The sequence below is a fragment of the Enhydrobacter sp. genome (genome assembly GCA_025808875.1).
In the GTDB taxonomy this organism is placed as follows: Bacteria; Pseudomonadota; Alphaproteobacteria; order Reyranellales; family Reyranellaceae; genus Reyranella.
Genome location: CP075528.1, coordinates 3823610 through 3848029, shown reverse-complemented (window position 1 = coordinate 3848029; position 24420 = coordinate 3823610). Strand labels below are relative to the sequence as shown.

Genomic DNA, 24420 nt, shown 5'->3' with positions numbered 1-24420 from the left:
CAATGCCGTCGCACGCCGCGGACCTGGCCCGCCGTCTCGCGCGCAATGCCGAAGCCGTGTGCCGCCACTATCTTTCCAACGGCCATCGAGAGGGTCGCTACTGGCTGGTCGGCGATGTCGCCAACACGAAGGGCCGCAGCCTGTTCGTCCGCTTGAGCGGGCCGGACCATGGCAAGGGCGCCGCCGGCAAGTGGACCGACGCCGCGACCGGCGAGCATGGCGATCTTCTGGACCTGATCGCCCTCAATCGTGGTCTTGATCGCCTTCGCGATACGCTGGACGAGGCGCGCACGTTCCTCGCCTTGCCGCCGGACCGGATCGCTGCCCGGCAGGATCGACTTCCTACGCCTCGCGGCTCGCCTGAGTCCGCGCGACGTCTCTATGCCATGTCGCGCCCGATCGCAGGGACCTTGGCGCAGACCTACCTGCACAGTCGCGGCATCACGACTGTGCCTCAAGGCGATCCGCTCCGCTTCCATCCGCGCTGCTACTACCGCCGCGACGAGGACAGCCCGACCGAGACTTGGCCTGCTTTGATCGCCGCAGTCACCGACCTTGGCGGCAGGATCACTGGCGTGCATCGCATTTGGCTCGGTCGCTCGGGTCACGGCAAGGCACCGATCGATGCGCCGCGCCGGTCCATGGGCCAGGTCCTGGGGCATGGCATCCGCTTCGGAGCGGCGAGCGACGTGATGGCGGCCGGCGAGGGGATCGAGACCGTGCTGTCGTTGCGCGGTGTCTTGCCCACCCTGCAGCTGGTCGCAGCAACCTCCGCCAACCACCTTGCTGCGCTGCTGTTTCCTCCGACATTGCGCCGTCTCTACGTCATCCTCGACCGCGATCCGGCCGGCGACGCCGCGATGGCCAGCCTGGGACGACGCGCAGAGGCCGCTGGGATCGAGATGCTCGGCCTGTCGCCTGCTTTCGACGACCTCAACGAGGATCTTCGCCGCCTTGGCATCGACGGGTTCCGGGCCTCGTTGCTTCCACAGCTCGCGTCGCAGGACATGGCGCGCTTCATGTCTTCGGCGATGGCCGGGAAGGGAGCATGACGGCTCGCGCCTGGCCCCGTCGGTCGCCGGGATAGCCTTCGGATCGGCGGAGCCGCGCCCCGGCCTTCTAGGGGCGATCGGACGGCAGGCCGGCCGGTCCGGCAACGGCGGTCCTGCGGCTTTCTTCCCCTGCCGGCTTCGCCGGCATTCCTCGCGAGGCAAGAAAGCCTTGTCCCGCCGTCCTCCGCTGCGCTCCGGCCGCAAGCGGTGCCGGCCCGGCCGGCCTGCCGTCGGAGTGATCGCCACGAAGGCCGCGATGGGCGCGGCCGATCCGACAAAGGACATCATCATGGCGACCGACCGCGACACCGAATTCGAGCCCGTGCACGCATCCTCCCCGACCGATCACGTCCTCACCGAGCTGCAGCTCCATGGCCACCGTCCCTTCGAGGACGAGCCCGATCCCCGGCCACTGCCGGAAGCCAACGCCATCACCGGCGCCGTGGTCGACATCTTCGACGCGTTCGTCGCGACGCTGACCGACACCCGCCTCGAGCCCGATCTCGAGGGCCTGCTGTGGTCGACCGTCAACCTGTTCCACCGCGCCGTCGACCGCATCGAGCGTGAGCTCGACAATAACGAGCGGGACCAGCAGCGCAGTCAGCGCGAGCAGAACGGCTCGGAGGTCCGCTCGGTCGAGCTGGAGCGGCTCACCGCCCAGGGGCTGACGCTGATCGAACGCCGCAACGCCATTGAGCTCTTTCGCGACCAGGCGGCCGAGCGCTTCGAAGCCCACACTGGCTCAGCCTGGCGGCCGCGCACCGGGTCGATGGTCAATCACCGGGCTCTCACCGCCGCGATGATCGACAGCCGGGAATTCCTCGCCGCTCGCCGCCGGGCAGAGAGCGAGCTGCTGGTGCCGGCCGGACCCAAGATCGCCTTCACGGGCGGCGCCGACTTCAACGATCATCGCCTGATCTGGGGCACCTTGGACAAGGTCCGCGCCAAGCATCCCGACATGGTCCTGCTGCACGGTGGCTCTCCGACCGGCGCCGAACGCATCGCCGCCCGCTGGGCCGATACCCGCAAGGTGACGCACATCCCGTTCAAGCCGGATTGGACGCGCCACGCCAAGGCAGCTCCCTTCAAGCGCAACGACCAGATCCTGGAGGTCCTGCCGATCGGCGTCATCGTGTTCCCGGGCTCCGGCATCCAAGAGAACCTCGCCGACAAGGCGCGCAAGCTCGGCATTCCGGTCTGGCGCTTCGGTTCGGGTGGCGCGTGAGCGCCACCTCTTCTCCTTGCCGACGGCGGATCGCCGGGCTCGCAAGAGCAAGAGGCGGGCCCCGAGCGGGTGAGCCGTTGGGTCTTCAGAGAGAGCGGGCCGGCGGCTCGCCCCTTCCTGCTCTCCGGAACAAGATCCATGTCCGCATCATCTTTGCCTTCTGCATCCGCGTCGCCGCGCCAAGAGCCAATCATGAGTGGCAATCTTGCCGTTTTGCCGTCGGCAGAGACGGCAGAGCAGGACCTGCTCGCTGGATTGCTGGCGTCACCGCAAAGCAAAGCGTGCGCGTCCGCCCTCTTGCAGCACTTTCCCAGCATCGGGCACGTAGTCACCGCCGAAGCAGTGCAGCTTCGCGCATTCGGATTGACAGGCCACGACATCGCCGCGTTTCGCTTGGTCCGCGAGATCGCCTGCCGCATGGCCAGAGCCGAGGTGTGCCGCCGTCCCGTCCTCACCAATTGGCAGGCGCTGATTGCCTACCTGCAGACGGCAATGGCTTACGAGCAGGTCGAGCAGTTCCGAATTCTGTTCCTTGATCGCAAGAACAGTCTCATCGCCGACGAGGTGCAGCAGCGCGGCACCGTCAATCACGCGCCGGTTTACCCGCGTGAGGTCATCAAGCGCGCCTTGATCCTCAATGCCTCCGCTCTCATCGTTGTCCACAATCATCCGTCCGGCGATCCCAAGCCGTCCCGGGACGACATCGCGATGACGCGCGAACTGAAAGCGGCCTCGAATGTTCTCGAGATTGAACTGCACGACCATGTCGTGATCGGGCACGGGGCCCATGCCTCCTTCCGGTCACTTGGACTGCTCTAGTCTAGACCGGAGTCAGGGACGGCGGCGCTCTCGCTTCAGCTCGGGCGGCGCCTGAAGCGCCGCCCGTTCATCGGGACAACCCTCTTTCGTGCCGGCCTACAGCATTCCCGGACGGAACTGTGACCTGCGGCTGATGATCTTGCCGGAGACCATGAACACGCCGTCACCGGTATAGTGCAGCGTCTCGGGATGCTTCGGCGAAGCCGCCACATGGGCCTTCACGACCTCGAAGATAAAGAAATTGTACTTCGAGATCAGGCTGCCGTCCGCCAGCCGGCATTCGAAGTTGGCATGGCATTCGGCGATCAGCGACGCATTGACCTCCTGCGCCTTTTGCGGGGTCAGCTTGAACGTCTCGAACTTGTCGATCTCCGCTCCTGACGTGTTGCCGACACCGACCACCTGGTCGGTGAGCGCCGTGGTTGGAAGGTTGATCACGCACCCCTTGCTGCGTCGGATCAGGCCGAAACTGTGATTGCCGCTGGCGATCACGCATCCGACCAGGGAAGGCGTGAATTCCATCACCGTGTGCCAGCCCATGGTCATGATATTGCGCTCGTCATCATGCGCCGATGTGACCAGCACGATCGGTCCAGGTTCCAGGTAGCGCCGGATCTCCGAAACCGGCAGGTCAGTCTTGCGACGGGGCCTCGCCATCTTCTCTCCCTGGGCTGGAATGCGGTTACTTGAAGTCAATGAGGTTTAGCGTCTCTCATTTGCAACCCAAAGTCTCTCTTCGACCACTTTCAATCCTGATAAGATCCGGTGGCGCCATGGTGGTGGTGGAAGGCGCGACCGTTCGACCTTGGTCACGGAGACTCACCAATGCTTGCTGTCGGTGTCGCTCTCAGCATTGTCGGCCTCGGCTTCTTCTGCTGGCTGCTGTTCACGCTCGCGATCTACGCGCTTCCTACCTTTGCTGGGTTGACCGCGGGGTTGGAGGCGTTTCACAGCGGGGCCGGTGTCATTGGTGCGCTCGTTGTCGGATTAGTGGCGGGCGGCGCAGCCTTGGCGCTTGGACAGTTCGCCTTCGCTGCCACCCGCACTCCGCTAATCCGCTCCGTTATCGGTCTGGTGTACGGCGTGCCAGCAGCCATCGCCGGCTATCAGGTGTCGTTTGCCTTGGCCGGCATCGGCATGCCCGGCAGCGGATGGCAGGCGGCATTCGCCGTGGTCGGCGCCGTTCTCTCTGGCTGCACTGCCTTCTCGCGTATGGCGTTGTTTGTCCTGCCGCCGGACGGGCAGGGCACCGGGGGCGCCTGCTCGCCTGCTGACGGGCAGCTGCGCGACCAGAGTCACTGACGCTCTCTGCGTCCCCCAACCATCGAAACAGGCTGGCAAAGATCGGGTTCGTGAAGCTCGGATCGTCCAACTTGAGCGAGAGGTAATCGCGGCCCTCGCTGGAACGCTTTGACCAAGCGGCCCCGATTTCGGCCCTGCCGACATAGACCCGGTGGCTGGGCGCGTTATCGTTCGATCGGTCGGGCTGAGACGATGCCGTCCTTTTTCTACGCTGTGGCCGCCATCTCTTCGCCCGTGATGCCGGTTCTCTTGCGCAGGACCCTTCAGATTGGCCACGACTTCTCCCGAGGTTGCTGTTCGGCGCGCGACCCACGGCCTCTCGTTGGCTGATCTGGCCAGAGGACGGCTGCGCCTCGATCGCCTGAGCCGCAACGGCGTCGGTTCGACTTTCTTCCCCTGGGCTTCGCCCATTCCTCGCGAGGCAAGAAAGTCGTCCCGCCGCCATCCTCCGCTCTGCTCCGGCCCGCAAGCGGGTGCGGCGTCGATCGCCTCCGGCCTGCAGATCGCCATCGAGGCCGCGATGGTCGCGGGGCTCGAAACAGCAAGGAGAAGTCACATGGCTAACATCGGTTCCTTCAAGAAGTCCGGCAACGAATACCAGGGCGAGATCGTGACGTTCAGCGTCCAGGCCAGGGGCGTGCGCATCGTCCCCGAGGCCAACCGGTCGAACGACAACGCGCCCAGCCACCGGGTCTATGTCGGCCGGGCTGAAATCGGGGCCGCCTGGTCAAAGCGCTCCAGCGAGGGCCGCGACTACCTCTCGCTCAAGTTGGACGACCCGAGCTTCGCGAACCCGATCTTCGCCAACCTGTTCGACGACGAGGACGGCGAGGGCTTCACCCTGATCTGGTCGCGCAGCCGCAAGAAGAACGGCGAGTAAGCCGACGCCCCCGAGGCCCCGCCCGGTTCGCCGGGCGGGGCCTTCTTTGCCCGCCAAGCGCGAGAGGGCCATGAAGCCAGAGAGAACGGCGCCGACCACGGCGAATGCCGTCTGCCATCCGCTGCTGGCCATGCCGATGCCAGCCAACGCAACGACACCTGATAGTTGGCGACCGCGGCTGAGCGAACGCCTGCTCCAGGCAAATGAGGGCGGTCTACGAGACGGCCCGACGCGCACAAGCATCTCGAAGGTGCCGCCACTCGCCTCTTTCACAAAACACAGTGCCTTCGGATCACCTGACCACAATCCCTATGGATTGACTCTGGCATCACATGTTCTCATTTTGTTCTAGTCGCTGGCAGTCAAATTCCCGCCCAGGAGCTCGATGCGAAGTGATCTCTCCATCCGCGGACCTTCACGACGTTTGGAAATCCCATCAGCCGCTGGGTGTCTCCTGCAGGCATTGCTGGCATCGGGCGCTTGTCGCACGGGAGTGCATCGGTGCTCGCCAAGGCAACCTGCGATGCGTCGATACGCTGAGATTCCGCTGCACCAGATGCCGGCGGCACGATGTCGAGCTTCACCTGTTCCCTGATCGTCGAAGTGCCAAGCGTTTCATCGCGGAGTACCGATGATGGAGTGGTTGGTCGAAGGTGCGCACTGTGGCTACCTCCCATTGATCAGCGGCGAGTGCTGTCATCCCATCAGGATTGCGCGGATCGCTCGCGGTGACCTCACCCCTGCCGAGAAGAGCAGGATCAATGAACGCGCCGCGCGCATCGAAGCGCAATGGCGCGGCGGCTACTTCAACGGTCTCGAGTATTTCCGCTTCCGGCTTCCGGAGCAGGGTGTTGCCATGGCCGCGTTCATCTTGAAGGAACGCCTGCACCGGCTTGTGCCGGGCAGCACCTGCGCCCCGACGGCTGGGGAAGTCGAGGCCGCATGGCATCGGATGGCCGAACAGCGCGAGGCCATTCTTGTCTGGGCGAGAGGCAACAAGGCGCTCATGGAAATCGTGCAGACCTATCGCTTCGAGCGGCGGCAGGGCGCCTGTTCTCTCGACGCGCATGCTGCTGCCGCCAGGACGGTCGAGCAGATCGATCGCTCCATCACCGACGCCAGGACTTACGCGGGCGTGTGCATCGAATGGGCCGAGTGCGAGTACCGGCAATGGTTCTGGCGCTGTGCGCCGAACCATCAGGTGCTGTAGCCGGGCCAACGCAGGACACTCACGATGGACCTTCCCAGGGACCGCTTCATCGATCAGTTCGCGATAACCTTCGGCGTGCATTGCCTGCGGCACTGGTCGATGCGCCACAAGGCGGCGCCGACCTACCTCTCGCCGTGCTTCTACGGATGGATCAAGACGAACGGCGGCCTGATCGGGCTCTCTCCGGCAGAATTCGCCGAACTGGCGGAGCCCGTCATAGAGGCCGTGCATCGCCTCACGCCAAAGGGTCAGCGGCCGGACGCAAGGCTGCTCGCGGGCCGGCTCTATGATGCGCTGGACGCGGCAAAGGTCGAGGTCACGCTCAAGCCATTCGCAATGGTGACAGCCGCGCGGTAGGACGGCCGCGTCGGGCGCTGTGCCCGGTGAAGCGCCTGCGCTAACCTCGCGAGGAATGGTGTGGGTCTGACGGCATGCGGCGCAAGACCAGGTCGAGAGCGCCAGGTTGCGACGCAGCTCATCCGCCGACATGGATCGAGCCTCAGTTGACGCGCCTCGTCGAGGACGCGCCCAGCGGCTCAGACTGGCTGCACGAGATCAAGTTGGACGGCTATCGAATGCACGCTCGACTGGATCGCGGACAGATTCGGCTGCTGACCCGCACGGGCCTCGACTGGTCGCAAAGATATCGGCACACGGTCGAAGCTCTTCGTAAACTGCCAGTGAAGACGGCCTATTTGGATGGCGAGCTTTGTGCGGTCCGGCCGGACGGGATCACCTCATTCAGCCGCCTGCAGGCGGCCATGGACGAAGGGCCCACCGACGGTCTGGTCTTCTTTGTCTTCGACCTTCTCTACTTTGAGGGTGAGAACACGAGCATGCTGCCGCTCGTCCAGCGCAAGGAGCGGCTGGAGGCGCTGTTCGTGCGCGACGTCCCGGGCGTCCGCTTCACCGAGCATGTTGTCGGCGACGGTCCGCGCTTTCGCCAGCATGCCTGCCAGCTGTCTCTCGAAGGCGTCATCTCCAAGCGCGTCGACAGGCCGTATGCTCCAGGAAACCGGGGCCTCTGGGTCAAGTCGAAGTGCCTGAACCGCGAAGAGTTCGTGGTCGTGGGGTGGACCGACCCAACCGGAAGCCGGCCGGAGATCGGCTCGCTCCTCCTCGGCTACTATACCGACGACGGGCGGCTGCACTATGCGGGGCGTGCCGGTACCGGCATCACGGTACCGGAGCTCAGGCGTCTGGCGAGGCGGCTCAATGCGTTGCAGACGGCGAAGATGCCTCTCGACCAACCACCGCCGCGCGACAACCGGTTTGGCTCACCGCTCGAGCTGGCGCGCGTCCACTGGGTGCGGCCTGACATGGTGGTGGAAGTGACCTACCTGAGCTGGACCGAGGACAACCTGCTGCGCCAAGTCTCCTACCACGGCGAGCGCGAAGACAAGCCGGCGAAGCAGGTGGTTCGGTCCATTCCCCATCCACCTCGGCCGACGCGCGCAACGAACAGACGTTGAGGGTGCGTCGATCGGGCGGTCACTCATCCTCCGAGGTACCACCCGCTCTGTAGACGGCTTTGGCGATTTCAGGTTCAGCCGACTTGCTCCACTGCGAGCGACCCGGCGGGCAACGGCTTCAGCAGCGATCGCGCCGACACCGAAGGGTCGAGCCAGTCGGCCCATTGAGCACGGTTCAGGATCGCGACCTGCCGGTCATGATAGGGCGCGATGTCCGGCCCGGGCGGCAGGGTCAACATGGTGAAGGCCTCGCCAACGTCGGCGGTGTTTCGCCAGATGCCGGCGATGCAGAACCAGGGCTCGTGTTTCTTCGTGAACAGCCACTTGTCCTTGCGTTTCTTCTTCTTGTCCTTCGGATCGGTGAATTCGTAGAAGCCGTCGGCGATGATCAGGCAGCGGCCCGACGCGAACTCGCGCCCGTCCGACCGGAAATTGTAGACAGGCCGCTTGTTCTGTCCCGGCCAGCTCCAGCGGCGCTGAACAAGATCGCCTGCTTCCCGGTCGCCGTCGACCGTGCGGACGATCGGCGCGGTGTCGGTGATTTTGATGTCATCCCGCGCCTCGATGTTGGGCGTGCCCTCAGGGAAGCGGATCTTGATTTTGATGTTGGAGAAGTCGTCGGCGATCGTCCCGGCGCCGACATGGAGGCGATAGTCGTTGCACATCTTGCTTCACCAGCCCGTTGCGCTTTGTTGATGTTCCTATTATGTTCTCTGCCATGAAGGCAGCCGCTTTCGATATGGACGTCCCGCTGGACGAGCGCCGCATCATCGTACGGTACGGCGACGACGGCGTGGAGATGGTCGAGTTGCCGTGGGGCCTGAAGCCGAAGGAGCCTGGCGGACGGCCGTTCAATCTGGTGCGCGGCGAAGCGCGGACGTTTCCCACCCATCGCTGCCTGGTGCCGGCATCGGAGTTCCGGCTCGTCCATCGAGGGCAGCGCTACGCATTCTCGCTTGCTGACGGCGACTGGTTTTATTTCGCCGGGATCTGGCGGCCTGCGTCAGCACACTGGCCGGAGGCCTACGCCATCCTGACCGTGGCGGCCAATGCCGAGGTGGCGCGCTACCAAGGCCGGCAGATGGCGGTGCTGCGACGCCTGCAGCGGATGGATTGGCTGGATCTCTCGCGCCCGGAGGACGAGCTGCTGAAGCCGCTACCCCGAGGGGCGTTCCGTGTCGAGCGGGTGTTCACTGCCAAATCCTCTGCACATGGTCACGAGGTTCAACGGACGGCTTAGGCGTGGCAGTCCGACGAACGCAGGCGTTCATCGCTCTCAACCAACTTGATGGTAGAATCGACGCAAGTGAACGGCTTCACTGGCGCGATCTGCTTAGGCGACAGGACTCTGCTAGGCGGTTGGCGACCGCATGAAGCCGCCCTGGATCGAAGCGAAGGAGGGGTGTCTTCGCTTCCCTCGCGCTATGAGGCTTTCGCCCTAGACACGCTTTCTTCGAGCAATGCGGAGGGTCGCACGCTCAGTGCCTCCGATATCTGCAGGATCGTGATGAGAGTTGCGTTCTGCAGGCCGCGCTCGATCGCACTTACATGTGCTCGGTCAACACCCATCCGCTCCGCCAGGGCCGCCTGGCTGAGATCAGCCGCTAGCCGATAACGCCGAACGTTTGCCCCGAAGACCCTGCGGATGTCCATCCGCAGGATAGGAAGCGCTCGCGTATTTTAGTGCGACGTATTATAATACGCGGCCCGTCGATCGAGGGATCTCGCCATGTCTCAGCAGCGGCATGCATTAGGCGCAGACGTGCCATCGATCGGAGCTTTACAGCTTATGGTGATGCACAGCAGCGACCCACGCGATGCCTCGTGCGCATCGATATTGCAATCCCAATTGCTTAGAATCGCTTGGCATGACCATACCGGCCTTCGATGACAGCCCTCCGATGAGCGCGAAACTCACGCCGTACGATGAGCGGCATCTCGTGACCTATCTCCGCCTGCTCGATGCCGCAGAAGAAGGTGCCGATTGGCGCGAAGCAGTGAGAATTATTTTTGGCCTCGATCCGGAGCGTGAAGCAGAACGTGCTCGCGTCGTTCATGACAGCCACCTGGCGCGAGCTCGCTGGATGACAGAGACCGGGTATCGCCATCTCCTGCGTCCTCCCCTGAACTGATCAGCATCGTCACGAATCTGTCGTCTCACTTAAACGCACTCCGGCGCGCTTGGCGCATCGCGTGTTCTAAGTCCGAGGACTTCCGCGCCCACTGCGATGTGAATATGTCGGCGATCTCTACCGTGTAGCGTTTTGGATGAGGTCGCACATGCCAAGGAGACAGGATTGGAGATCAGTCGCCACCATTGAAACCTTGAACCGCATCGACCGGGGTGGGTTCGCGTGGGAATTCTTGCGACGAAATCCCCGTTACCGGCGAGAGTACGACCAGATTTCCAAGCAGGTCCCGAACGCGGCCTCGGTCAGAGAAGCCGTTGGTCAACGTTGGGGGCTTTGTTTTCGCCTGCGATCCAAAGCTGGCGACCTCCGCCGCTCCGGTGGTCTGGCGACCGGAGCTTGTGCCTCACAGCGTGATCCTGGCCTCGGCACCGACTAACTTCGAGGACGCGCATCGACTCGTTTCCGCCGACCTCGCTGGTCAGCTGATCGCCTATGATGGAGGCGACGGCCGTCACGTCGTCCTGCGAGACCTGTTGGGCTATCATCGAGTATGGCTGCGGGACCTGCGGGCGGGAGTAGGGATGGCGGCCATCATTCCCTTGGATGAAAGCATGCTGCTCCGTGTTGCAGGCCTGCTGCGCCTTCAGCGTCGATTCGCTGGCAAAGCACCAGGACCTGTACCCCGAGGATGGGACCTGACCGCACGCCTTCGTCAGCGCCTCATCCTGATGGTTCGCGCCCTTGACGGCCACCAGGCTCAAGCCAGCTATCGCGAGATTGCCCTGGCCCTTTATGGGCCGGCTGCCGTGGCCAGGTATCCCTGGAAGACGTCTTCCATACGCGGCCAGACGATCCGGCTCGTCAAAGACGCCGTCGCCACCATGGAAGGTGGCTATCGCAAACTACTCCGCGGCCGCTAGCACAGAAAAAGAGCGCCTCCGATTGGCCGTCGGAGGGGTGCCGCTAACCAGGCCACCCCACTCCGTCATCCGTCTACGCAGGCGTTCTTCGCCACCGTGGTCCCCGACCCGCCGTCGCCGTCGACGGCTCTCGCCAGGACCACGGAGCCTCTCGCATGCCCGATCCGACAGCCGGTCTTCCTCCACGCTATCTCCGTACGCCCGAAGCGGCGCGCTTCCTCAGCCTGTCTGGGCGCACGCTCGAGAAGCATCGCACCTATGGCACTGGCCCTGCCTACCGGAAGATCGGCGGGCGCGTCGTCTACGCGATTGACGACCTGAAGGCGTGGGCAGACCGCGGCACCAAGATGTCAACGTCGGACCCTGGGACAGGGACCGTGCTGCCGGCCAAACGGCACGTCGCCGTCTCGCCCGCGTACGCCGATCGGATTCGGCGCTGACGTGTGCCGGCACTGCCAATGCGCCGCAAACCTCCATCTGAACGCGACCAGCTCGACTTATTTCGGGCGTTGCCCGGCGATCTGGCGCCTCGCGATTCGCAGGACCTCATGGCCTATCCGTTCTTCTCACTGGCCAAGTCAAAGCGCCTCGTGCCGATCGACTTCCGCGTTGGGGGCATTCAGATACGCGTCGAAGCCGTTCCGGAACACGGCATGGCCACCATTTGGGACGCAGACGTCCTAATTTGGGCCGCCTCACAAATCATCGAGGCGCGCGATGCTGGCTTGAAGACGTCCCGTCTCATGGCTGCCACGCCGTATGAGATTCTGACGTTCGTCGGGCGTGGTACTAGCGTGCGTGACTATGATCGTCTGAAGGCTGCGCTCGACCGTCTGCAGTCGACGACGGTGCTGACGTCCATCCGCCAGCCGGCGGAGCGCCGACGACACCGCTTCTCCTGGATCAATGAATGGAAAGAGACAGCCGATGCACACGGTCGACCGCTTGGCCTTGAACTGATCCTGCCCGATTGGTTCTACGCGGGCGTGCTGGATGAAGCACTGGTGTTGACTATCGACCGCGCGTATTTCGAGCTGACGGGCGGGCTTGAGCGCTGGCTCTACCGCGTGGTGCGCAAGCATGGCGGGCACCAGGTCGGCGGCTGGAGCTTCGATATTCTGCACCTGCATCGTAAATCGGGCAGCCTCTCACCGCCCAAGCACTTCGCGTACGACCTGCGCGAGATTGTGCGCCGACAGACCCTGCCGGGCTACCAGCTGGTCATCCAGCGCGACTCGCGCGGGATCGAACGACTCATTTTCTCGCCCATGGTCGTTCGCCCTGGGGATAAGCTGTGACTCGGCTCGTGCTGTCGGGGACCCCGACTATCGTGCCATCGGGGACCCGATCCTCGTGCTATCGGGGACCCGATTTAGCGATTTGTCCTTGGTGCTCAGCGACTTGGACCGCCCTTAACTTCCCTAACTCAGATTCCTTCGGAATCTGTCTAACGGACGACGTGCATCCACAACTGGGGATAGCCGGTGGGCCGGGACGGGAGCAGCTGGTGCGTCCGCTTGGCGTCGGTCGTGCAGCATGAGCGATCTCACCCGCGTCGAGCTCCTGTGGCTCGAGAAGCACATCGAGCACTGGATCCGCTTCGGCCGACCGGCGGCCGAACAGATCCTCGATCGCCGACGGCGTGTCCTGTCGTTCACGCCCGGCAGCATCTTTGCCTTCGTCCGCTGGGCCGCCAACGATTTCGGCACCATCGTGTCCCGCATCGACATCCTACGCACGGTACCGGCCGGTGCGTCGTGCGCCACCGTCCCCTACGTGCGCCCTGGAGGCGACATCCTGCTGCGGATCTCCGGCTGGGCGAAGGTCCAGCAGGTACTGCAGATGATCGATACCGTTGAAGCAATTGGTGTCGATCCTGCTGACGCGGCGCCGGACTACTGGCGGCATGTCCATAACCGTCTGTCTGCCGGCGAGACGCCGCGATGGTACACGCGCTCGCGTCATCAGGCCTGGCTGCAGCGTCAACGGATCGAGCCGTGACCCCGCGCAGAGCGATCCTGGTCTGCGCTCTGGGTAGCACTGGCGTGCTGGCTCTGGCCTGTGGCCACGGGCATACACCGCTTTACATATGGAACGCCTCGGCGAGCGTTCCGCTCGGCCTATACAGCTTGCACCCAAGCAAGGTTCGGCATGTCGGCGAGCTTGTCGCTGTGCTGCCGCCGGACCCGCTCGCAAGCTTCCTCGCCGATCGTAGCTATCTGCCGCGCGGTGTCCCCATGCTGAAACATGTTTTGGCCCTCCCTGGACAAGTCGTTTGCAGGGTAAGGCTCTCGATCTTCGTCGATGCCGTCGCCGTGGGCGTTGCGCGAGAGCGAGACAGTCGCGGCCGACCGCTGCCGGTCTGGCAAGGATGTCGCGTCATAGCTGCCGACGAAGTCTTCCTCATGAATTGGCAATCAGCCGATTCGTTTGACGGCCGATACTTTGGACCGATCTCGTCCTCTGCCGTTCTCGCGCGCGCACAGCCCGTTTGGATCGAGAAGGAATGACCATGCACTCCTTTTGTGTTCGAACTGCCAACCGCTTCCCCGCCAAGCATCTCAACCTTGCTCCCTTCCCGGTCATGAACCGGCGAGGTGTTGGTCGGCTTGGCGCGGTGCTGGCCATGGTTCTTCTGCCTTTGCTGACCGCGGCAGTAGCTTGCCCCACGCATGCCGAACCATTCGTCGTCAATCAGTCGAAGAGGGAAGCTGCTGCGGATCCATTTGCCGACTTCGTTGCTGAGGCTGCGCGGCGCTTCGATGTGCCGATCCCTTGGATCAATGCTGTCATGATGCTGGAAAGCGGTGGAGATGCGCGCGCCGTCTCGCCGGGGGGCGCGATGGGTCTCATGCAGATTATGCCTGATACGTGGACCGACTTGCGGTCCCGCCATGGCTTCGGCGTCGATCCCTTTGACCCGCGCGACAACATTCTTGCTGGCGCCGCATACCTGCGGGAGATGCATGACCGCTACGGGTCACCTGGATTTCTGGCGGCCTACAATGCAGGTCCCCAACGCTACGAGAAATACTTGGCGTCTGGTCGGGAGCTGCCGAACGAGACGCAGCTCTACGTCGCAACAATCGCCCCGATGATCGGCGAGACGCAGCGTGGAGGTGCCCTCGCTATCACCCGGCGTGCGATCCCTTGGCAAGAAGCGGCGCTATTCGCGTCGCGTAGTCCTGGCGGTTCGCGGGCAGGATCATTGTCACCGCTACCACCATCCGGCCGCGCTTCCGTTGGCCGTTCCCTTGCCGGCGAGTTTGCGCTGCAGCCCCGGGCCGAGGGACTGTTCGTCGGCCGGACAGGTGCAGCGCGGTTCGAATGATGCGACATGTCGACAGCGGCCCCTGTTCCTGCATTCTCCCGATTGCCCGAGTGAGCTGGAGGCCTCAGGAAAGCCCAATCCACGGACGGCAAGATAAAAGCGCCGACCGCGGTCGGGCGCATGTGGTTGGTGGGATTGAGGTTTCTGCCAATCCTTCGCGTCGCGATGCCGGCGCTCGCGCGAGAAAAGCCAGTGATATCAACGGCCCAAGCGCCATCTCTCCTATCAATGCCAAGGGACGAAGGCCGTGAGAAGGGGCGACGACGACCTCCGGGTTCGGCCTGGCCGTATTCGCGACGGAGGTCGCTGGGCAGCCAGGCCCAAGAGTTTCGTCGCGCAGGTCATGCGGGCCGCGAAGAAAGCGGGCCATACCGGGCCGGCCTTCGGCCGCGCCAGGGGCGGGGCGGGGTCCCGCTTCGGCCGCGGCCGCCGCGCCGCCCTCGCTCTTTCCCTGCGATCTCCCGGTCGGCGGGTCGTCATCATGACCCGGGTGGTTCGCCATCAGGGAAAGCAGTTCCGTTCGGCGCCTCTGGCCAAGCATGTCGCCTATTTGAAGCGCGACGGCGTGACCCGTGATGGCGCTGACGCGCGGATGTTCGATGCGAGATCGGAAGATGCGGACAGCCAGGCCTTTGCCGAGCGGTGCGAGCAGGACCGCCATCACTTCCGCTTCACCATTTCGCCAGAAGATGCCGCCCGGATGTCGGACTTGCAGGCCTTTACCCGAGAGCTGATGGCGGAGGCCGAAGGGGACCTTGGAACCAAGCTGGACTGGATCGCCGTCGATCACTGGAACACCGACAATCCGCACGTCCACGTGCTGGTGCGTGGGCGGGCCGATGATGGCAAGGACCTCGTCATCAGTCGTGACTACATCAGCCGCGGTATGCGGGCACGAGCGGCCGACCGGGTTACACTCGAGCTCGGCCCACGCAGCGATCGCGAGATCAGTTCAGCTCTTGAAAGAGAGGTCGAGGCTGAACGGTGGACCGGCCTTGATCGGGCGCTCCGTGCCGCCGCGGACGAAGGGGGAGGGGTCGCCGATCTTCGTCCGGGGTCGCCTGATGAGGACCCCGAGCTACGCCGTCTGATGGTCGGTCGGATAGCGAAGCTCGAGCGGCTTGGGCTTGGCGACCAGGTCGCCCCGGGTCGCTGGACCTTCAAGCCCGGGCTGGAGCAGACGCTGCGCGATCTCTCCATTCGGGGAGACATCATCAAGACCATGCACCGTGCCATGGTCGCGGCCGGGCGTGAGGCGGATGTTTCTGGCTTTGCACTCCATGGTGATCGGGTGACCGACCAGGTGCTGGGCCGCCTTGTCGAGCGCGGACTGCACGATGAACTCAGAGGATCTGCCTATGCCATCGTCGATGGGATTGATGGTCGCACGCACCATCTCCAGTTCTCTGCGCTCGAGATGACCGGTGATGCCAAGCCGGGAGCCATTGTCGAGGCGCGCGCCTACCGGGACGACAAAGGTTACGACCGACTGTCGCTCGCTGTTCGATCTGACCTCTCGCTGCAAGAACAGGTTTTCGCGCCTGGGGCGACTTGGCTCGATCGCCAGCTGCTTTCGCGCGACACCGCGACCGGTTCGGGTTTTGGAGTCGCTGTACGGGATGCCATGGATCGGAGGATCGACCATCTCGCGACTGAAGGCTTGGCCCGACGGCAAGGGCAGCAAACGGTCTTCGCTCGCGACTTGCTCGACACGCTGCGACGTCGCGAGATCAATGAGGCGGCCGCCAAGCTCGCGGTCGAGACGGGACTGGCCTACCAGCCCGCGGGCGAAGGTAAGCACGTCGCTGGCATCTATCGCCAGCGTATCGTCCTGTCATCGGGCCGCTTTGCGATGATCGATGACGGGCTGGGCTTTCAGCTCGTGCCCTGGCGGCCTGCTCTGGAGCGGCACGCCAACGAGCATGTTGCCGGCGTGGTCCTACCGGGTGGCCACGTTGATTGGAACCTTGGTCGCAAGCGTGGCCTCAGCCTCTGACTGTCCAGCGTGCGTCGTCCGAATTGCACGCTACGACCGCCACCGAGACGTTGCACCCTTGTCGTCATGATGGTCTCTCGCCTCATGTTGCAGCCATGTCTGCGACCAAAATCCTTTGGGGCCAGATCACGATCGTCTTCTCGATCGTGCTGGTCACGCTCTGGGTGGCCACGCAGTGGACTGCCTGGCGGCTTGGCTATCAGCCTCAGCTTGGGCATCCCTGGTTCGAGATTGCAGGCGGCATACCCGTCTACTTTCCTCCGTCGTTCTTCGCCTGGTGGTACTCCTATGACGCCTACGCGCCCGCCATCTTCGTCGAGGGAGCCTTTATTGCCGCATCGGGCGGATTCATATCCATCGCCGTCGCTATCGGCATGTCGGTGTGGCGGGCGCGTGAGGCGAAGAACGTCGCCACCTACGGCTCAGCGCGTTGGGCGACGGCGCGTGAGGCACGCAGCGCTCGTCTTCTAGGGCCAGACGGCGTCGTGCTTGGACGGCTCGATCACGAGTACCTGCGCCACGACGGCCCAGAGCACGTGTTGTGTTTTGCACCGACGCGCAGCGGCAAGGGTGTTGGGCTCGTGGTCCCAACTCTGCTCACGTGGCCGGGCAGCGCGATCGTTCATGACATCAAGGGAGAGAACTTCCAGCTGACTTCGGGGTTTCGGGCTCAGCACGGCCGCATTCTGCTGTTCGATCCAACGAACGCGCAGTCGGCCGCCTACAATCCTCTGCTGGAAGTCCGTCGCGGCGAGTGGGAGGTGCGAGACGTCCAGAACATTGCCGACGTCCTGGTAGATCCCGAGGGAGCTCTGGAGCGGAGGAATCACTGGGAGAAGACAAGCCACTCCCTTCTGGTCGGAGCGATCCTGCACGTGCTGTACGCCGAGGAGGAGAAGACATTGGCGAGCGTCTCGGCTCTGCTATCAGACCCCAAGCGGGCGATCGAGAAGACACTTCACGCGATGATGACGACGCCGCATCTCGGGGCGGCCGGCCCGCACCCCGTGGTCGCCTCGGCCGCGAGAGAGCTCCTGAACAAGAGCGAGAACGAACGCTCCGGCGTTCTCTCGACCGCCATGTCCTTTCTCGGTCTCTACCGCGATCCCGTGGTCGCCCAGGTAACTCGGCGCTGCGATTGGCGCATTCGTGACCTCATTGAGGACGAACGACCGACCACGCTCTACCTCGTGGTGCCGCCCTCCGACATCAGCCGAACCAAGCCGCTCATCAGGCTCGTTTTGAACCAGATCGGTCGCCGGCTCACCGAGGATCTCCATGACCAGCGTCGACAACAGCGGCTCTTACTGATGCTAGACGAGTTCCCGGCACTGGGCCGCCTAGACTTTTTCGAGTCGGCGCTCGCCTTCATGGCCGGGTATGGGCTGAAGAGCTTTCTCATCGCTCAGTCGCTCAATCAGATCGAGAAGGCCTACGGACCGAACAACGCCATCCTCGACAATTGCCACGTGCGAGTCTCCTTCGCGACCAACGACGAACGCACGGCCAAGCGCGTCTCCGATGCGTTGGGTACGGCAACCGAGATTCGCGATGCCAAAAACTATGCTGGCCACCGCCTCAGTCCTTGGCTTGGCCATCTTATGGTGTCGCGCCAGGAGACCGCACGGCCACTGCTCACGCCCGGTGAAGTAATGCAGCTCCCTCCGACCGACGAGCTGGTCCTGGTCTCCGGCTGCCCTCCGATCCGGGCGAAAAAGGTCCGGTACTATGAGGACCAACAGCTCAAGGATCGGATCCTACCGTCGCCGAAGACGACAAGTGCCGAGCCGAGGAGAGCGACCGCGATAGACGACTGGAGTGGATCGGATGCTCCGTGCAGCGACCGCGCTAGGACCGAGCCGCGCTCGCCGGGTGCGCCTACTGAGGATCCGGCGAACAGTGGAATCCGACGAGAGCCCGAGCTTCCCGAGCACGAGGATATCGCACCCGACCCAGTAATGCCGTCAGCGGAGTTTGCCTTTGGCGAGGACGAGCCAGATGACGAGGCCGTGCGTGCCCGCGTGCTGCGTGCCAAGGCGCGCGGCTTAGCCCGCCAGGCGGCCATGGATCCGAGTGATGGTATCGACCTCTAGGCCATGCGCACCAAGCACACCTTTCGCCTGCCGCCTGAACTGGCGGGAAAGCTTGCCGACTACGCCACACGCAAGCGCGTCCCGCAGGCCCTCATCGTCGAAACTGCCCTTGACTCGTTCTTGTCTCCAGACGCTTCCGAGCGACTGGAGGGGGCACTGGGCCGTCGTCTGGATCGACTCACGCGGCAGGTCGAGCGGCTCGAACGGCATGTCACCATTACGAATGAGGCGTTGGCGCTGTTCGTTCGGTTCTGGCTGACGGCCACTCCTCCGCTACCGGACACCGCCCAACCGGCAGCACAGGCGAAGGGGCGGGAACGGTACGAGGGCTACGTCGAGGCTCTTGGACGACGTCTGGCGAAGGGACGGACACTTGCCGATGAGATTTCTCAGGACATCGCGCCACAAGTACAAGCCAGCGATGAGGCAGCGGACCCAACCTGAGCTTCCGTCGCGCGCCTGCCTTTCTACGCTGAAGCACTACGCCGGTCTGATGTTGTTGCTTCGCCCCATCTTCTCGTCCTCTTAGTCGACCCCAGTCCACGACCGTCGCTCGCACGGTCTCGCACGGGGTGATCGTGACAGTCCATTCCATGCCTATCCGGCTAACACCCGATGAAGGGGGCCTTTGAAATGAGTGACCAGCAACTCGTCGCTCGCATCAAACGGAGCAGCAAGTATTGGGGGCAGACCGCACCGAATCGGTGGTTCGACGTGCGGGTCGTCGACGATCCAGCGTACCGCCTCCGCGGCAACGACAATAACTATCGGCCAAGCGACGTGGCGCTCGGCATGCGCCTCGTAGACGGGTCCATTGTTGATCTTACGTCGGGAAGGACGATCCGTGGGTGATAACCGGATAAGCACGGTTCATTCTTTCCAAGCCGAAGTGATCTCTCGCGGTGCGCGGATGCTGCGCACGGCGCTTGGTCCAGCCATTGCCGCCTGGCTCGAAGATCCTGCCGTCGTCGAGGTCATGCTGAACCCCGATGGCCGGCTGTGGGTCGACCGCCTGTCCACCGGTCTCGCTGAAACCGGCCAGCATCTTGCGGCCGCCGATGGCGAGCGGATCGTGCGGCTTGTCGCTCATCATGTCGGGGCTGAGGTCCATGCCGGCAGCCCCCGTGTGTCGGCCGAGCTGCCCGAGACGGGAGAGCGTTTCGAAGGGCTTCTGCCGCCCGTCGTGACGGCGCCCACCTTTGCGATCCGAAAGCCGGCCGTCGCAGTGTTCTCGCTCGAGGACTATGTCGCGAGTGGGATCATGACGGCCGCCGAGGCCTGTTCTCTCCGAGAGGCCGTCGCCCAACGGCGCAACATCCTGGTCGCCGGCGGTACGTCGACCGGCAAGACGACACTGGCCAATGCCCTCCTGGCCGAGATCGCCAAGACATCGGATCGGGTGGTGCTGATCGAGGACACCCGCGAGCTGCAATGTCGGGCGCCCAATCTCGTGGCCCTGCGCACCAAGGACGGTGTGGCGTCGTTGTCCGACCTGGTGCGCTCTTCGCTGAGGTTGCGGCCAGACCGCATCCCGATCGGCGAGGTCCGCGGCGCCGAAGCGCTCGATCTCTTGAAGGCTTGGGGAACCGGCCATCCTGGCGGAATCGGCACCATCCACGCCGGCACGGCGCTTGGCGCCCTGCGGCGACTAGAGCAGCTCATCCAGGAAGCCGTCGTCACAGTGCCGCGCGCCCTGATCGCCGAAACGATCGACCTGATCGCCGTTCTGTCCGGTCGAGGCACCGCGCGCCGCCTGACCGAGCTCGGTCGCGTCGAAGGACTCGCATCCAACGGAGACTACGCACTCACACTCTTGGGAGATCAAACATGATGCCTTTCGTGTTCCGGCGAGCGGTCACACCGGTCGCTGCCGTCACACTTTCCGTGGCCCTTGCCCCATCGGCCTGGGCAGCGGGCTCCAGCATGCCTTGGGAGCAACCGCTGCAGCAGATCCTGCAATCGGTCGAAGGGCCGGTGGCCAAGATCATTGCCGTGATCATCATCATCATCACAGGCCTCACGCTGGCCTTTGGTGAGACCTCGGGCGGGTTCCGACGCCTGATCCAGATCGTCTTCGGCATCTCGATCGCTTTCGCGGCTTCTAGTTTCTTCCTGTCATTCTTCTCCTTCGGCGGCGGGGCCCTCGTCTGATGGAGGGGCCCGTACCAGGCTTCGTGGTCCCCGTGCACCGCGCTTTAACCGAGCCGATCCTGCTGGGTGGCGCGCCGCGCTCGGTCGCGATCCTTGTCGGCACGCTGGCGGCCGCTTTCGGACTTGGCCTGCGGCTCTGGCTCGCCGGCCTCTTCCTTTGGGTCATCGGTCACGCCTTGGCTGTCTGGGCAGCGAAGCGCGATCCCCTGTTCGTCGACGTGGTGCGCCGGCACCTCCGCATCCCCGGTTTCCTGCGCGTGTGAGGGGTGCCCATGATGAACCTTGCTGAATATCGCAATTCAACGGCGCGCCTCGCGGACTTCCTGCCGTGGGCTGCTCTCATTGCTCCTGGCGTGGTTCTCAACAAAGATGGTTCGTTCCAGCGGAGTGCCGCTTTCCGCGGACCCGATTTGGATTCGGCGGTACCGGCCGAGCTTGTCGCCGTTGCCGGGAGGCTGAACAGTGCGCTCCGTCGCCTTGGGTCCGGCTGGGCGATCTTCGTGGAGGCTCAACGGCAACCCGCGAGCACCTACCCCACAAGCCGCTTCCCCGAGCCGGCGTCGGCGTTGGTTGAAGCCGAACGGAAGGCAGCGTTCGAGGAAGAGGGGGCTCACTTCGAATCAGCTTATTTCCTGACGTTCCTCTATCTACCGCCGACCTCGGAAACGTCAGCAACGCAACGCTTCTTCTATGAAGGTCGGGAGCAGGGCACGGGCATCGACGCCCGCGAGATTCTGAACGGCTTCGTCGATCGAACGGACCGCATCCTGCAGCTTCTCGACGGCTTCATGCCTGAGTGCCGTTGGCTCGACGACGCCGAGACGCTGACCTACCTGCATTCCTGCGTCTCGACCAAGCATCAGCGCGTTCGAGTGCCCGAAATACCGATGTATCTCGATGCTCTGTTGACAGACCAACCATTGACGGGTGGCCTCGAGCCGAGACTGGGCGACGCCCATCTCTGCGTTCTCACGATCGTTGGCTTCCCGAGCGCCACAACCCCTGGGCTCCTGGATGAGCTCAATCGTCTCGCCTTCCCTTACCGCTGGTCGACCCGGGCAATTCTCCTCGACAAGACCGACGCCACAAAGCTTGTCACCAAGATCCGTCGGCAGTGGTTCTCCAAGCGGAAGTCGATCGCCGCGATCCTCAAAGAGGTCATGACGAATGAGGCATCGACCCTGTTGGACACTGATGCACACAACAAGGCGATGGATGCTGATGCAGCCTTGCAGGAGCTCGGGGCCGATGTGGCCGGTGAGGCTTACTGCACCGCCACCGTGACGGTCTGGGATGAGGATCGCCGCGTTGCCAACGAAAAGCTTCGGCTGGTCGAGAAGATCATCCAAGGGCGGGATTTCACCTGCAAGGCGGAGACAGTCAATGCTGTCGACGCCTGGCTGGGGTCCCTGCCTGGTCATGCCTACGCCAATGTGCGTCAGCCGCCCATTTCCACCCTGAATCTTGCTCACATCATCCCTCTCTCGGCCGTTTGGTCGGGATCCGAGAAAGATGAGCACCTGGACGCGCCACCGCTCTTCTTCGCCAAGACGGAAGGCTCAACGCCCTTTCGGTTCGCGATCCACGTCGGTGACGTCGGCCATACCCTCGTTGTGGGGCCCACCGGTGCTGGAAAGTCAGTGCTGCTGGCGTTGATGGCGTTGCAATTTCGTCGATATGCAAACGCGCAGGTCTTTGCCTTCGACTTTGGTGGATCCATCCGTGCCACAACGTTCGCGATGGGCGGAGACTGGCACGATCTCGGTGGTGCCCTGTCCGAAGACACCTCCGAGCCTGTCACCCTTCAGCCGCTGGCGCTCATCGAGGACGTCGCAGAACGAGGGTGGGCTGCGGAGTGGCTTTCGGCCATCCTTACTGCTGAAAAGGTCAGCGTCACCCCTGAGGCCAAGGACCATCTCTGGTCGGCGCTGACGTCGCTCGCCTCGGCGCCCAGCGGCGAGCGCACGCTGACCGGTCTTTCGGTCCTTTTGCAATCGACAGCGCTGAAGCGTGCACTCAGGCCATATTGTCTTGGAGGTGCCTATGGCCGGTTGGTCGACGCCGAGGTCGAGCAGCTCGGCATTGGTTCGGTGCAGGCCTTCGAGACCGAGGGCCTGATTGGGACGGGCGCTGCCGCAGCCGTCCTGGCCTATCTGTTCCATCGCATCGAGGCGCGGCTTGATGGCCGCCCGACCTTGCTGATCGTCGATGAAGGCTGGCTCGCCCTCGACGACGAGGGGTTTGCCGCCCAGCTGCGTGAGTGGCTCAAGACGCTGCGCAAGAAGAATGCGTCGGTGGTTTTCGCCACCCAGTCGCTTGCCGATATCGATGCCTCCAAGATTGCGCCGGCCATCATCGAAAGCTGTCTGACCCGGCTGTTCCTTCCCAATGAGCGAGCAATAGAGCCGCAAATCACGGCCATCTATCGCCGGTTTGGCCTCAATGACCGGCAGATCGAGATCCTGGCCCGTGCGACACCCAAGCGCGACTATTACTGCCAATCCCGCCGCGGCAACCGCCTGTTCGAGCTCGGTCTCGGCGAGATCGCACTCACCCTGACCGCAGCCTCGGCGAAATCGGACCAGGCCCTTATAGACCGGCTCTTGGCCGAGCACGGACGTGAGGGGTTTCTCACTGCCTGGCTGACGGCCCGTGGCGTCCCGTGGGCTGTCGACCTCATCCCCGATCTCAAGAACCTGGAGCCCTCATCATGATTCGACTGACACGGTTCGCTGTCGCCCTTGCAGCCGCCACCACCATCGCGGGCACGGTGCTGCCCGCTTCGGCGCAGATGACCGTATTCGATCCCAGCAACTATTCGCAGAACCTGTTGACGGCGGCACGGGCGCTGCAGCAGGTGAACAACCAGATCACATCGCTGCAGAACGAAGCGCAGATGCTGATCAACCAGGCGCGCAATCTCGCCAGTCTTCCGTATTCGTCGCTGCGGCAGCTGCAACAGTCGATTGGCCGCACGCAGCAGCTGCTGGCCGAAGTCCAAGGCATTGCCTTCGACGTCCAACAGATCGACCAGGCGTTCTCTACGGTCTATGCGCCTGCCTCGACGAGCCAGTCCGACCTGTCGTTGATCGCCAATGCGCGGACGCGCTGGCAGAACACGGTTGATGGCCTGCAGGATGCCCTGCGTGTGCAGGCGACTGTCGTTGGCAACCTCGACACCAATCGCAGCGAAATGCCGGCTTTGATCGCCGCAAGCCAAGGCGCGACGGGCGCGCTCCAGGCGACCCAGGCCGGCAATCAGCTACTAGCGCTTCAGGCGCAGCAGCTTGCGGACTTGACGGCTACTGTCGCGGCGCAGGGCAGGGCCCAAGGGCTCGAGGCGGCGCAGCGTGCTGCCGCTCAGGACCAGGCGCGAGAGCAGCTTCGGCGCTTCCTCACACCGCGCCAAGGCTACCAACCGACTACCGTTCAGATGTTCCACAACTGAGTCAGTCATGCGCGAGCAGCATGATCCTGTGCGGCTGATTATCCAGCTCAGCGCCATAGCCTTGTTGCTGGCAACTGTCGTTCTGAGCGTCGGCGCCTTGCGCGACGTAGCGATCGCGAGCGAGTGGTCCTTCATCGCAACGGGGCAGGCAAGGCCTGATGGTCACGAATGGGCACGTTGCCGAACCGTCACACCTGAGCAACGTCCCCTCGACGAGGCATGCCGGCGTGTCTGGGCGGACAAACGCCGGCGCTTCTTTGGGCTCGACGAGCAAGTAGGCAAGGCCTCGACCGCCGATACTCCGACCACCCCCTCGCAACAGCCGTCAGGCGACACTAGGGCGGAATCCAACCACCCGACCGGTTCGCCAAGTCAGAAGGAGTAGGCCC

The 24420-nt window shown here is 63.8% G+C and carries 29 protein-coding genes and 1 pseudogene; 25 read left to right on the top strand and 5 right to left on the bottom strand.

Annotation, left to right across the window (positions count from 1 at the left end; all coding sequences use genetic code 11):
* Window positions 1-2 precede the first annotated feature (2 nt).
* From KIT25_19070 to radC, 3 genes are all read left to right on the top strand, one after another.
* Window positions 3-1052 (top strand): toprim domain-containing protein, encoded by a 1050-nt coding sequence (locus tag KIT25_19070; GenBank protein ID UYN94127.1) that lies wholly within the window; start codon window positions 3-5, stop codon window positions 1050-1052.
* Between the two features lie 289 nt (window positions 1053-1341).
* Complete coding sequence (locus KIT25_19065) at window positions 1342-2277, top strand: DUF2493 domain-containing protein (protein UYN97988.1); 936 nt, start codon at window positions 1342-1344, stop codon at window positions 2275-2277.
* 138 nt (window positions 2278-2415) lie between these two features.
* A complete protein-coding gene (radC, locus tag KIT25_19060; protein UYN94126.1) occupies window positions 2416-3096 on the top strand; it encodes a DNA repair protein RadC in 681 nt (226 codons plus the stop codon).
* Between the two features lie 96 nt (window positions 3097-3192).
* On the opposite strand, the gene KIT25_19055 is transcribed toward radC, so the two are convergent.
* Window positions 3193-3753, bottom strand: coding sequence for a flavin reductase family protein (locus KIT25_19055; GenBank protein ID UYN94125.1), 561 nt, complete (start codon window positions 3751-3753; stop codon window positions 3193-3195).
* A gap of 168 nt (window positions 3754-3921) precedes the next feature.
* Between KIT25_19055 and KIT25_19050 the strand changes: the two genes are divergently transcribed.
* Window positions 3922-4398 carry a hypothetical protein gene (locus tag KIT25_19050; protein ID UYN98066.1) on the top strand — a complete coding sequence of 159 codons (477 nt, stop codon included), beginning with the start codon at window positions 3922-3924 and terminating at the stop codon, window positions 4396-4398.
* Between the two features lie 25 nt (window positions 4399-4423).
* Here the strand turns inward: KIT25_19050 and KIT25_19045 are convergent.
* Window positions 4424-4711, bottom strand: a pseudogene (locus tag KIT25_19045) (DUF736 domain-containing protein).
* 243 nt (window positions 4712-4954) lie between these two features.
* On the opposite strand from KIT25_19045, the gene KIT25_19040 reads away from it, so the two are divergent.
* Window positions 4955-5278, top strand: coding sequence for a DUF736 domain-containing protein (locus KIT25_19040; GenBank protein UYN94124.1), 324 nt, complete (start codon window positions 4955-4957; stop codon window positions 5276-5278).
* A gap of 362 nt (window positions 5279-5640) precedes the next feature.
* On the opposite strand, the gene KIT25_19035 is transcribed toward KIT25_19040, so the two are convergent.
* The gene (locus KIT25_19035) at window positions 5641-5862 is read right to left on the bottom strand and encodes a hypothetical protein (GenBank protein UYN94123.1); all 222 of its coding nucleotides are present in this window, start codon (window positions 5860-5862) and stop codon (window positions 5641-5643) included.
* Between the two features lie 47 nt (window positions 5863-5909).
* Between KIT25_19035 and KIT25_19030 the strand changes: the two genes are divergently transcribed.
* The 3 genes from KIT25_19030 (at window position 5910) to ligD (ending at window position 7960) form a co-directional block, all read left to right on the top strand.
* Entirely contained in the window at window positions 5910-6488 is a 579-nt protein-coding gene (locus KIT25_19030; GenBank protein ID UYN94122.1) for a hypothetical protein, read from the top strand.
* 24 nt (window positions 6489-6512) lie between these two features.
* Complete coding sequence (locus KIT25_19025) at window positions 6513-6845, top strand: hypothetical protein (protein ID UYN94121.1); 333 nt, start codon at window positions 6513-6515, stop codon at window positions 6843-6845.
* 146 nt (window positions 6846-6991) lie between these two features.
* Window positions 6992-7960, top strand: a complete 969-nt coding sequence (gene ligD / locus KIT25_19020; GenBank protein ID UYN94120.1) for a non-homologous end-joining DNA ligase — start codon at window positions 6992-6994, stop codon at window positions 7958-7960.
* A gap of 74 nt (window positions 7961-8034) precedes the next feature.
* Here ligD and KIT25_19015 read toward each other — a convergent pair whose 3' ends face one another.
* On the bottom strand, window positions 8035-8625 hold the full coding sequence (locus KIT25_19015) for an SOS response-associated peptidase (protein UYN94119.1): 591 nt from the start codon (window positions 8623-8625) through the stop codon (window positions 8035-8037).
* A gap of 53 nt (window positions 8626-8678) precedes the next feature.
* On the opposite strand from KIT25_19015, the gene KIT25_19010 reads away from it, so the two are divergent.
* Window positions 8679-9200, top strand: coding sequence for an SOS response-associated peptidase family protein (locus KIT25_19010; protein ID UYN94118.1), 522 nt, complete (start codon window positions 8679-8681; stop codon window positions 9198-9200).
* Window positions 9201-9382: 182 nt separating this feature from the next.
* On the opposite strand, the gene KIT25_19005 is transcribed toward KIT25_19010, so the two are convergent.
* Entirely contained in the window at window positions 9383-9613 is a 231-nt protein-coding gene (locus KIT25_19005) for a helix-turn-helix transcriptional regulator (protein ID UYN94117.1), read from the bottom strand.
* A gap of 215 nt (window positions 9614-9828) precedes the next feature.
* Between KIT25_19005 and KIT25_19000 the strand changes: the two genes are divergently transcribed.
* From KIT25_19000 to trbK-alt, 16 genes are all read left to right on the top strand, one after another.
* Entirely contained in the window at window positions 9829-10092 is a 264-nt protein-coding gene (locus tag KIT25_19000; GenBank protein ID UYN94116.1) for a DUF2285 domain-containing protein, read from the top strand.
* Window positions 10093-10673: 581 nt separating this feature from the next.
* The gene (locus tag KIT25_18995; GenBank protein ID UYN97987.1) at window positions 10674-11012 is read left to right on the top strand and encodes a DUF2285 domain-containing protein; all 339 of its coding nucleotides are present in this window, start codon (window positions 10674-10676) and stop codon (window positions 11010-11012) included.
* A gap of 155 nt (window positions 11013-11167) precedes the next feature.
* Window positions 11168-11452, top strand: coding sequence for a helix-turn-helix domain-containing protein (locus KIT25_18990; GenBank protein ID UYN94115.1), 285 nt, complete (start codon window positions 11168-11170; stop codon window positions 11450-11452).
* Between the two features lie 18 nt (window positions 11453-11470).
* Window positions 11471-12310, top strand: a complete 840-nt coding sequence (locus KIT25_18985; protein UYN94114.1) for a replication initiator protein A — start codon at window positions 11471-11473, stop codon at window positions 12308-12310.
* 238 nt (window positions 12311-12548) lie between these two features.
* On the top strand, window positions 12549-13013 hold the full coding sequence (locus KIT25_18980) for a DUF2840 domain-containing protein (protein UYN94113.1): 465 nt from the start codon (window positions 12549-12551) through the stop codon (window positions 13011-13013).
* On the top strand, window positions 13010-13522 hold the full coding sequence (locus KIT25_18975; protein ID UYN94112.1) for a S26 family signal peptidase: 513 nt from the start codon (window positions 13010-13012) through the stop codon (window positions 13520-13522). The genes KIT25_18980 and KIT25_18975 overlap by 4 nt, the downstream gene beginning before the upstream one ends.
* 116 nt (window positions 13523-13638) lie before the next feature.
* Complete coding sequence (locus KIT25_18970) at window positions 13639-14343, top strand: lytic transglycosylase domain-containing protein (protein UYN97986.1); 705 nt, start codon at window positions 13639-13641, stop codon at window positions 14341-14343.
* A gap of 247 nt (window positions 14344-14590) precedes the next feature.
* Window positions 14591-16339: a DUF3363 domain-containing protein gene (locus KIT25_18965; protein UYN94111.1), complete on the top strand. Its 1749-nt coding sequence runs from the start codon at window positions 14591-14593 to the stop codon at window positions 16337-16339.
* Window positions 16340-16434: 95 nt separating this feature from the next.
* Entirely contained in the window at window positions 16435-18432 is a 1998-nt protein-coding gene (locus KIT25_18960) for a conjugal transfer protein TraG (GenBank protein ID UYN94110.1), read from the top strand.
* A gap of 3 nt (window positions 18433-18435) precedes the next feature.
* Entirely contained in the window at window positions 18436-18876 is a 441-nt protein-coding gene (locus KIT25_18955) for a ribbon-helix-helix domain-containing protein (protein ID UYN94109.1), read from the top strand.
* A gap of 466 nt (window positions 18877-19342) precedes the next feature.
* Window positions 19343-20263, top strand: coding sequence for a P-type conjugative transfer ATPase TrbB (gene trbB / locus KIT25_18950; protein UYN97985.1), 921 nt, complete (start codon window positions 19343-19345; stop codon window positions 20261-20263).
* Window positions 20260-20583, top strand: a complete 324-nt coding sequence (locus tag KIT25_18945) for a TrbC/VIRB2 family protein (GenBank protein ID UYN94108.1) — start codon at window positions 20260-20262, stop codon at window positions 20581-20583. The genes trbB and KIT25_18945 overlap by 4 nt, the downstream gene beginning before the upstream one ends.
* Window positions 20583-20846 carry a VirB3 family type IV secretion system protein gene (locus tag KIT25_18940; GenBank protein UYN94107.1) on the top strand — a complete coding sequence of 88 codons (264 nt, stop codon included), beginning with the start codon at window positions 20583-20585 and terminating at the stop codon, window positions 20844-20846. Before KIT25_18945 ends, KIT25_18940 begins: the two co-directional genes overlap by 1 nt.
* 9 nt (window positions 20847-20855) lie before the next feature.
* Window positions 20856-23297: a conjugal transfer protein TrbE gene (locus tag KIT25_18935; protein ID UYN94106.1), complete on the top strand. Its 2442-nt coding sequence runs from the start codon at window positions 20856-20858 to the stop codon at window positions 23295-23297.
* Window positions 23294-24031 (top strand): P-type conjugative transfer protein TrbJ, encoded by a 738-nt coding sequence (gene trbJ / locus KIT25_18930; protein UYN94105.1) that lies wholly within the window; start codon window positions 23294-23296, stop codon window positions 24029-24031. The genes KIT25_18935 and trbJ overlap by 4 nt, the downstream gene beginning before the upstream one ends.
* A 7-nt stretch (window positions 24032-24038) precedes the next feature.
* The gene (gene trbK-alt, locus KIT25_18925) at window positions 24039-24416 is read left to right on the top strand and encodes a putative entry exclusion protein TrbK-alt (GenBank protein ID UYN94104.1); all 378 of its coding nucleotides are present in this window, start codon (window positions 24039-24041) and stop codon (window positions 24414-24416) included.
* Window positions 24417-24420 lie beyond the last annotated feature (4 nt).